The sequence below is a fragment of the Kitasatospora sp. NPDC059973 genome, from assembly GCF_042737525.1.
Classification (GTDB): Bacteria; Actinomycetota; Actinomycetes; order Streptomycetales; family Streptomycetaceae; genus Kitasatospora.
Window position 1 is genome coordinate 1 of sequence record NZ_JBHWUI010000241.1, and the last position, 9,114, is coordinate 9,114.

6 protein-coding genes are annotated in these 9,114 nt (G+C 76.0%); 2 read left to right on the plus strand and 4 right to left on the minus strand.

Annotated elements, in window-relative coordinates:
- Positions 1-103: 103 nt before the first annotated feature.
- Positions 104-2,374: an RICIN domain-containing protein gene (locus ACFWA9_RS36305; RefSeq protein ID WP_380393333.1), complete on the minus strand. Its 2,271-nt coding sequence runs from the start codon at positions 2,372-2,374 to the stop codon at positions 104-106.
- An 869-nt stretch (positions 2,375-3,243) separates the two neighbouring features.
- Between ACFWA9_RS36305 and ACFWA9_RS36310 the strand changes: the two genes are divergently transcribed.
- Positions 3,244-4,629, plus strand: coding sequence for an NAD(P)/FAD-dependent oxidoreductase (locus ACFWA9_RS36310; RefSeq protein ID WP_380393336.1), 1,386 nt, complete (start codon positions 3,244-3,246; stop codon positions 4,627-4,629).
- A gap of 309 nt (positions 4,630-4,938) precedes the next feature.
- On the opposite strand, the gene ACFWA9_RS36315 is transcribed toward ACFWA9_RS36310, so the two are convergent.
- The 3 genes from ACFWA9_RS36315 to ACFWA9_RS36325 all read right to left on the minus strand — a co-directional run bounded on the left by ACFWA9_RS36315 (position 4,939) and on the right by ACFWA9_RS36325 (position 7,055).
- Complete coding sequence (locus ACFWA9_RS36315; RefSeq protein WP_380393339.1) at positions 4,939-5,505, minus strand: SMI1/KNR4 family protein; 567 nt, start codon at positions 5,503-5,505, stop codon at positions 4,939-4,941.
- Positions 5,506-5,633: 128 nt separating this feature from the next.
- Complete coding sequence (locus ACFWA9_RS36320) at positions 5,634-6,056, minus strand: hypothetical protein (RefSeq protein WP_329491251.1); 423 nt, start codon at positions 6,054-6,056, stop codon at positions 5,634-5,636.
- Positions 6,057-6,275: 219 nt separating this feature from the next.
- Positions 6,276-7,055 (minus strand): sigma 54 modulation/S30EA ribosomal C-terminal domain-containing protein, encoded by a 780-nt coding sequence (locus ACFWA9_RS36325; RefSeq protein ID WP_380393342.1) that lies wholly within the window; start codon positions 7,053-7,055, stop codon positions 6,276-6,278.
- A 421-nt stretch (positions 7,056-7,476) separates the two neighbouring features.
- Here ACFWA9_RS36325 and ACFWA9_RS36330 point away from each other — a divergent pair.
- Positions 7,477-9,114: cytochrome P450 (locus ACFWA9_RS36330; protein WP_380393345.1), on the plus strand; the 1,638-nt coding region annotated here is incomplete at its 3' end.

Below are 9,114 nucleotides of genomic sequence, written 5' to 3' on the forward strand. Positions count from 1 at the left end.
CCGCTGTCGAGCGGTGGCGGCCGCACCCGGGGTCATCGGGACGGGCGGGGGAACGGGTACGGCGGGGCGACCCGCCGTCGGACGGTCCTCGGCGGGGCCGCCGTCAGCTGGTCTTCTGGAGCGTCCAGGACTGGTAGGCCTGACCGTTGGGCTTCTGCAGCTCCAGCAGCCAACCGCCGTAGTACCAGCGGCTGCTGGCCCCGAGGACGAGGCTCGAACCCTCGGCCGTCAGGGTGACCCCACCGCCCGACTGGGTGAGCCGCCACTTCTGCGCGCCGGAGTCGGAGCAGGGCTGCTGCGCGAGGTACTGGCCGGCCACCGGGGTGCCGCCCAGCTGGAGGCACTTGTCGGAACGCGCCGACTTGATCCGCACGGTGCCCGAACCGGCGTCCTCGAAGCTCCACTTCTGGTTGGCGTAGCCGGTGCGCTGGTACGCGATGGCCACCGTGCCGTCGTTGAGCGAGCTGCCCCAGAGGTCGGCGGCCTGACCGGTCAGCCCGTTGACCATCGTGTAGCGGGTGCCCGGCTGCGGCTGGCCGGCGTCGGCGAGGGTGCGGAAGGTGGCGGCGCGACCGGGCTTGGAGACGCTGCCCGCGCTGTCGCGGACGGCGACGGCGACGGTGTACGAGGTGTTGGGCGCCAGCCCGACGACACCGACGACGGTGGAGCGGACGGTGCCGATGGTCTGGCCGTTCAGCAGGACGTCGTACCCGGCGGCCGCCGGCACAGCCGTCCAGCTCAGCATGACCGAGTTCTGAGTGAGCTGACTGGCCGTCACATCAGGTGCGGTGCCACCGGTGGGCGTGGCGGTCGGGGTCGGCGTGGGCGAGGCGGTCCGGGTCGGCGTACCGGTGGGCGACGGGGTGGTGGTCGCCGTCGGGCTCCCGGTCGGGGTCGGCGCCGGCGTCTTGGTCGGCGTGCCGGTCGGGCTCGGCGTGGTGGTCCGGGTCGGCGTGGCCGTCGGGGTGGCGGTGGGGCTCGGGTTGGGGTTCGGGCCGGTGCCGCCCCCGGGGATCAGGAACCGGTTGTTGGCGACGTTCCAGTGCGTGGCCAGGTAACTGCCCGGCGCGGGAGCGGTGTTGTAGTAGTCGTCGTGGTGGCAGTCGAGCCGGTTGTCACTGGCGTTGTCCGGGCAGACCGTCTTCATCGCCGGGTAGTACGGGGTGTCCGAGTAGCACATCAGGTCCCACTCGTCGACGCAGTGGCCGCCCTTGCTGGAGTTGGGTGCGCTGTTGCTCACCGCACCCAGGTTGTGGCCGAGTTCGTGCGCCGCCGTGGAGCCGCCCCAGCAGCCGGAGTCGGTCCGGCCGTAGGACGGGCCGAAGTTGCTCAGGTTGTCCTGCCCGGGGCGCTCGTCGCCCGCGAAGGTGCCGATGCCGCAGTAGACCTTGGCGTCGGTGAACATCATGTACTTGCGGTCCTTGCGGTTGAACCCCTGTGCCGCGAGCGCGCGGTTGCTCGCGTTGAAGTCCTTGATCTCGGAGTCCGAGATCTGCACGTTCAGCACCGAGGCGGTGCAGTCGGGTTCGGTGACGAAGCGGACGTGCCGCACGCCGCCGGTCTCCTGGGCGCTGGCGTTGTAGATGACGTCGACGTCCGCGGCCCACTTCTTGAACGAGGCCAGGTACTGGGCGAACCGGTCGTTGCCGGGGGCGTGGACGTACACCGCCTGGACCCGGTTGCCGGTGCTGCCGTCGCCCTCGCAGACGAGCGCGGAGCCGGCGGCGGCCGCGGCCTGCTGGGGCGCGGGCGCTCCGGCGGCGGCGTCACCCAGCAGGGCCTTCTGCCCGGCGTCCAGGACGGGCGCCGCACCCTTCAACAGGTCGGCGGCGGCGGGCGGTTGGGCGTCCGGGGCCGGGGTGAGCACCGGTGCCCGGTCGGCCGCGGCGGCCACCGGCGGGATGTCCTTGCGGATGTCCACGTCCTTGGGCGGCGCGTCCGGCCCGTGGCTGCAGAGCTGGCCGCCCGAGACCTCCAGCGAGCCGGCGCACCGGTCGCCGCTCGGCAGGGCCAGACCGGCGTAGACGAGACCGCGCTCCGGCTGGTCCTTGGGTATCTCCTGCAGTGGGGCGGCCTTCTTCTCCCGCTGCGGAGCGGGCGCCTGGGTGGCCCCCTCGGCGGTGCCGGTCTCCCCCGGGTCGTCGCCGTCGGCGACCACTCCGGCCATGCCACCCGCCGCCCGGTCGGCCGCGGCGTCGGCCGCCACCGACACGCTGCGGTCCGCGGCCGGCTCGAACGCGGTCTGGATCCCCAGTGCGCCCGCGACCAGCCCGGCCACCACGGCTGCGGCCAGGAGCGCCGTCCGGCGCCCGGGCCTGCCGCTCCGGCGGCGACGCCGCTCGGTACTCCGGCGCTCGCTGCTCCGGTCTCCCATGTGTTCGTCTCCTCTCCTCGGTGTGACGGTCCGCCTGCCGCTGCTCGCGGCGGCCGGACCGTCCGACACCAGGGAGATCACGGCCGACCGGGCCGGATAACAGAAACCTCCTTTCGAAACTCGCGCAGATCTGCGGATGGCTTCGAACCGGCGCGCGAACGGGCCCACCGAGCACGCGGCGAACCCCTCGGCACGGGCCGGCGGTGGGGCCGCCCGGCCCGCACCGCACCGGTTCCCGGACGGCCCCGCCCCGACCGGTCCGGTCGCCCGCGTGAGCGCCGTTCACCCGGGGCCGTGGTCACCCGTGCGAGGGAAGAACGAAGGTTGTCCTTTGAACAGTTGCGGCCGCTGGCCAGAATGGGCTTCCTCAGCCGACCGACCGGTGGCCGATGACCGGTGACCGCCGGAGTCCGGTGACCGGCGGCCGGGGACCGGGGATCGAAGAGCGGGGGTGGGGGCATGGAGCCGGGTTCGCCGGGCTCCGGCCGGGGGGTCGGGGCGGACGCCCGTCCGGCCGTCACCGGTGCCACCGCCACGGGCTGCCCGGGCGCCCCACCCCGCCGGCACATCCCTCGCGGCTTCGCGAAGTCGGCTCCCCCGAAACGGAGTTCGTACACGAGCGGAACCCGTTCGTCCGCGCCCTCGTCCACCGGGCGGCCCCGCCGTCCGCTACCGCACGGAGGCTCCTCGATGATCCCCCGGCCGCCCGTCGGGCACCTGGTGCCACTCCCGCACGACCCGCCGGACGCCCCACCCCCGACGGCCCACCGCGGCTCGGCGCGCCCCGGCTCCGAGCGTCTCACCGCCCACCGCACGCCCACCCACCGCTTGTTCGACCACCGCGCGTCCGACCGCTCCGCCGGAGCGCGGTGAGCACCGCCGTCGTGCTCGGCGGCGGACTCGCCGGACTCCTGGCCGCCGCGGCCCTCGAACCGCACGCCCGCCGCGTCACCGTCGTCGAGCAGGACACCCTCCCCGACGGGCCGCACCCGCGCCGGGGGTTACCGCAGGGCGACTTCAGCCACATCCTGCTCGGTGGCGGAGCCGACGCCCTGGACGCGCTGCTGCCGGGAACCGTCGACGCGCTGCTGGCCGCCGGAGCGCACCGCCGGCCGATGCCCTCCGGCATGCTGATGCGCCTCGGCCCGGGCTGGCTCCAGGCCTTCGAGTCGACCGCCTATCTGATCGCCTGCAGCCGGCACCTGCTCGACCACATCGTCCGGCAGCGGCTGCGCGGCCGGGCCGCCGTCACGATCCGCGAGGGCACCTCCGTCCTCGGCCTGACGGGCGACGCGGCCCAGGTCCGCGGGGCGCTGGTGCGGAACCCGGACGGATCGCGCGAGACCCTCCCGGCCGACCTGGTCGTGGACGCGACCGGCCGCCGCTCCCAGGCCCCGCGCTGGCTGCGCGCACTCGGCTCGGCAGGTCCGCGGGAGGTCACCGTGGACGCCGGGCTCGCCTATGCCGCCCGCCTGTTCGACGCGCCGCGCGGCAACCAGGGCTTCCCCGTCGTCAGCATCGTCCCCGTCCCCGGCCGGCGGACACCCGGGCGCGGCGCCACCGTCGTCCCCATCGAGAACGACCGCTGGATCATCACCCTCTCCGGCACCCGGGCCGGCGAACCCTCCCGCACCGAGGCCGAGTTCCACACCTTCCTCAAGGGCCTCACCCACCCGGTCGTGCACGACCTGGCCCGCGCCGCCCGCCCCGTCGGCCCGATCCGCACGTGTCGCGGCACGCTGAACCGCCGCCGCTGCTACGAGAGCGGGACACCCGCGGGGTTCGCCGCGACGGGCGACGCACTGGCCGCCCTCAACCCGGTCTACGGCCACGGCATGGCCGTCGCCGCGCAGTGCGCCGTCGCCATCCGGACCACCCTCGACGCCGAAGGGCTCCACCCGCACGTCAGCGCCACCGTGCAGCGGCGGATCGCCCGCGCCGTCGACACCCCGTGGAAGATGGCCGAGGAGCAGGACCGGGGCTTCCCCGGCGCACGGTCGAACGAACCTCCCGCCCAGCGGCCGACCGCGCGGCTCGGCCGCTGGTACACCGAGCGGCTGCTGCGCGCCGCCCTCACCGACCCGGCCGTCTCGGCGGCCTACTTCGACGTCTTCTCGCTCGCCGCCCCCGCCGGCCGGCTGACCTCGCCCGCGGTGGCCCTCGCCACGCTGCGGCCCCGCCGGACCGTCCCACCGACCCTCGGCGAGGCGATCGCCCGGTTCCCGCGGGTGGCCGAACTGACCGGCCCGTACTGACCGGCCCGTACCGACCGGCCCGTACCGACCGATCTGTTCTGACCGGCCCGTACCGACCGCCCGGCCCCGGTCGCCGACGGCCCCGCCGACGGTCGGCCGGCGGCGCCGGGAAGCGCGCTCGGGGGGTACGCGCTCCCCGGCATGAGGTGGCGGAGCCACCCGGCCGGCTGGTCCGAATGCCCGGACCACGGCTGCCGTGACCGGAATGCTAGACCTGAGCCGGCGCCGTGACCAGAACTCCGACCAGCCAACTTCCCGCCCAAGACATGCCATTCGGACCGCCCCGGCAGGCCCGCCCGGCCCCTGCTGTCACTCCGACCACCACGGCAGGCCCGCCGCCCAGCGCGCGACCCAGCCCGCGAAGCCCGGCTCCCCCGCCGACCCGCCGTCCGGGGCGCCGTAGGGGACGGCGCCCTCACCCGTGATCAGCCAGATCTCGCCGCGCCGGGGGCCGGAGACCACCAGGTGCCAGTACATCCCGCAGCCGTCGGTGCCCAGCACGATCGAGCCGTGGTGGAAGACCCGCTCCAGGAGCGCCTCGACCTCCTCCTCGGGCCGTGGATCGTCGTCCCACAGCCAGGCGGCCGACAGCGGGAACGGCTCGGCGAGGACCTGCCCGGGACGGCCGGCGCCCCAGTCGGCCGGGAGCGCGGCGGCCGGTATCAGCCCGTGGTGCGGCGGGCCGTCCGAAAAGCCGTCACAGATCTCGGCCACGAACGTCCGGTACGGCTCGGGCAGCACGATGCCGTGCTCGGCCTCGAAGGCGCGCACCCCGCCGCGGCCGAGTGGTGGTGTCCGCACGGCCGACCCGGCCCGGTCGGCACCGAACGCGGCGCGCAGCAGGGCGAGGTCGGCGGCCGAGGCGTGTTCCGTCATGCCGTCAGGAGTACCAGAGGGGTACGACAACCGCGGCCGCCGCACGAAGGGCACGGGCTCGGGGCTGCTCAGGGCGGCTCAGGGCGGCTCGGGGCGGCTCGGGGCTGCTCAGGGCTGCTCAGGGCTGCTCAGGCCGCGACGCCCAGGTGTCCCACGCCGTAGGAGTGGACACCCTGCGCGTGCATGGCGGCGAGGGAGGCCGCCAGGCGGTCCGGGTCACCCGCCAACCAGAGCCGCAGCCCGGCCGCCAGCGCCGCACTGGCGGGGCCGACCGGCAGCCCGGCGGCCCGGGTGACCCGCTCACCGACCAGCGGGAGCAGGTCCGCGACCGGCAGGGGCAGCCAGAGGGTGACGGCGCAGGGCGCGGGCCGGGCGAGAACGCGCAACAGCCCCGGCACGCCCGCGTCGTCGTGCAGGGCGGGGATGACGTCCAGCAGGCCGTCCACCGCGACCTCCGACACGTCACCGCGGTGGCCGCGGGCCAGTGCGCGCAGCAGGGCCCGCTCGGCCGCGGAGATCCGGACGGTCAGCATGACTTCTTCGCAGTCCATGGTCCCAGTTCCCGTCTTGCGCTAGGGGTGTGCCGGTCGGTCGGGTGCTCGTCTGCTCGTCACTCGTTCGGGGCGGGCCGTCCTGCGTCCTGCGTGCTGCGTCTCGCCTCGTTCGTCCTGCGTCCTGCGCTTTGCCTCCCGCGTCCAGCGTCCCGCGTCCTGCGGTACCGGGCCGGCCGGGGTCGCCCCGGGCGACCGGTGCCGTCCGATACCTGCCCCTCAGCAGGCCCGCGCTACCGCCGTGATCAAGCCGTAGTGGCCGTCGTAGCGGCGGTAGAGCACCCGCCCCCGCGCATCGCCGGGATCGGTGTGGAAGACGAACGGCCGACCGGTGAGCCAGAGCCGGCGGGCCGCCTCGGCCAGGTCCGACGTGGGCGCGGGACGCGGGCTTTCGGTCGTGAGGAGCCCGGAGCCGCCGGCGCGCACGCCGGCGTGGGCGCGCACCACCCGGAGGCCGCCGCTCACCGCACCGCGGTGGACGACGGCGTCCTGGCCGGTGAGCGCGTCGACGAAGAGGTGGAAGCGGTGGTCCAGGGCCAGCATCGCGCGGGCGGCCTCGTCGGGGGTGCAGCGGGCCGGCGTGACCGATTTCCGCCGGACGAGCTGCCGTTCGGCCAGCGGGCGCGGCGCGTACTGCGGCCGGTAGGCGCTCTCGTACACCGCGGCGAGTCCGATCTCCCCCTGCTCGCCCAGCCGCGTGGCGCGCCCGGCCAGCGTGCCGAGCGCGACGTCCACCGCCTCGGTCCCGGTCGCGGCGGCCAGTTGCACCCGGACCGGGCCGACACCGTCCAGCTCGACGGCGGCCTGCGCCACGACCGGCCGGGTGAGCGAGCGGTGGCGCAGCCGGGTGAGCCGGATCCGGACCGCGTGCGCGCCCGGCCCGAGGGCCGTGCCCAGCCCCAGTGCCCTCGCCCGCGCGTACTCGGCATCCGCGCGCGGCAGTTCGCCGCGGATCTCCACCCGCAGGTCGGGGGCCGGCGGGTGGTGCGGACGGGTCATCAGGTCCTCCTCGGTCCGGGACCATGCTGGACCGCCCGGGGCCCTCCCGCCGAGGGCCGAAAGACCTGGTCTGTGCGGCGGCCCGGGACCACCCGGCCCGGGCCGGACGACCGGGCCGGGCCCGGCCGCACCGGACCGCACCGGACCGGCCGCACGGGCCTCCGGGGGTCCCCGTCACGCGCCTCCGCCGTGCCCCCGGCAGCCGGGGCGCCGCTCGCGGGCCGCACGCCGCGCGCTCCACCGATGGGGTGATCCACCGGAGTACGGCGCAACGCCCGCCGGACCGGCGCGTTTCCCATGTCGTGCGCCCTCTGGCAGTGGTGCGCGCGGGGTCCGCTCCGCGGAGCCCCCGGTTTCCCCCGGTCGCGGCGACGACACCGGCGGTGCCGCCGCGACGGTTCATCTGGTGAGAGGTAATGTCATGGTCCTGACGACTGAGACTCGGAGATCGACCGTTCCCCCCAGAAGCACCCCACGGAGAACCCCCGCAGCGCCTCCCCCGCTCGCGCCGGGCGCGCTGCCCGGCCTCGGCCACGCCCCCGCCCTGCTGCGCGACCCGCTCGGCTTCCTCGGCTCGCTCGCCCGCCACGGCGGCGTGGTGCGGATCCGGCTCGGCCCGCGCACCGTCTGCGTCGTCACCGACGCCGGCCTGGTCCACACCCTGCTGGTCGCGCGCGCGTACGACTGCCCGCGCGGCGCCGTCCAGGACACCCTCAGGACGGCGTTCGGCGACGGCCTGCTGATGTCCGAGGGCCAGGCGCACCGCGACCGCCGCCGGACCGTCCAGCCCGCCTTCGGCCCGGAGCGGACGGCCGAGTACCTCGCGGTGATGCACCGGGTCGCCGAGGAGCGGGCCGGGAGCTGGCGGGAGGGCCAGGTCCTCGACGTCGCGAAGGAGATGAACCACCTCGCGCTGGAGATCGTCACCAGCACGCTGTTCGACGCCCGGCTGAGCGAGGACGCCACGCTCGCCTTCCACCGGGCGCTGCCCGACATGGTGAAGGGCCAGATCGTCCAGTCGCTGTACCCGCACCCGGCGTTCGCCCGGCTGCCGCTGCCGGTCAACCGGCGGTTCGACGCCGCCGTCCGGGTGCTGAACCAGGTCGTCGACCAGGCCGTCGACGGCAGTACCCGGCCCGGCGGCGCGCCGGCGGGCGGCTGCCCGTTCGGCGGTTCCGCGGGCGGCGGGCGGCCCTCCGGCCCGGCGGACCGCACCCTCCCCGCGCTGCTGCGCGCGGCCACCGACCCCGCCACCGGCCGGCCGCTCACCGAGGCCGACGTCCGGTCGGAGGCGATCACCATGTTTGGCGCGGGCACCGAGACCGTCTCCACCACGCTCACCTGGCTGCTCGACGAACTGCTGCGCCACCCCGGGGTGGAGGCCCGCGTGCTGGCCGAGCTGGACGAACACCTCCCGGCGGGCACCGTCCCGACCCCCGAGGCGCTCGCCCGGCTCGGCTACACCCGCAGCGTCATCCAGGAGGTGGTCCGGCTGCACGCGCCGAACGCCTTCCTGATGCGGACGGCGACCGTCCCGGTCGAACTCGGCCCGTACCGGATCCCGGCCGGCACCGAGCTGCTGTACAGCCTCACCGCGCTGCACCGCGACCCGCACCTCTACCCGGAGCCGCTGCGCTTCCACCCCGGCCGCTGGCGCGAGGGCGGCGCGGCCGCGACCGCCGGGCGGCAGGCGTTCCTGCCGTTCGGCGCGGGCAAGCACAAGTGCATCGGCGAGGCGTTCGCCTGGGCGGAGCTGACCGTGGCCGCCGCCGCGATCCTGCGCCGCTGGCGGCCGACGGCGGTGGCCGGATCCCGGGCCCGCGAGGTGGTCTGGACGACCGTCCAGGCCCAGGACCTGCGCGTCCGCCTCGCCCCGCGCACCGCCCCCACCCCGGACCGACCGGCCGGCCGGCCCGACGACCGGGCGCCGCACGAGGTGCCGCCCCGCCCCGCCGCGGTCGCCGCGCTGGGCGCCCCCGCCGGGCGGCACGGCCTCTCCCGCGGGCAGGTCGTCCTAGTCCTGCCGGACCGCGTGGCCCACGGCGGCCCGGGCCACGAC

What these genes read in the sequence shown, in the direction of transcription:
- ACFWA9_RS36325 (WP_380393342.1), bottom strand. Translation starts at nt 7,055, where the DNA reads ATGACCCGTCCGCACCACCCGCCGGCCCCCGACCTGCGGGTGGAGATC.
- ACFWA9_RS36305 (WP_380393333.1), bottom strand. Translation starts at nt 2,374, where the DNA reads ATGGGAGACCGGAGCAGCGAGCGCCGGAGTACCGAGCGGCGTCGCCGC.
- ACFWA9_RS36315 (WP_380393339.1), bottom strand. Translation starts at nt 5,505, where the DNA reads ATGACGGAACACGCCTCGGCCGCCGACCTCGCCCTGCTGCGCGCCGCG.
- ACFWA9_RS36320 (WP_329491251.1), bottom strand. Translation starts at nt 6,056, where the DNA reads ATGGACTGCGAAGAAGTCATGCTGACCGTCCGGATCTCCGCGGCCGAG.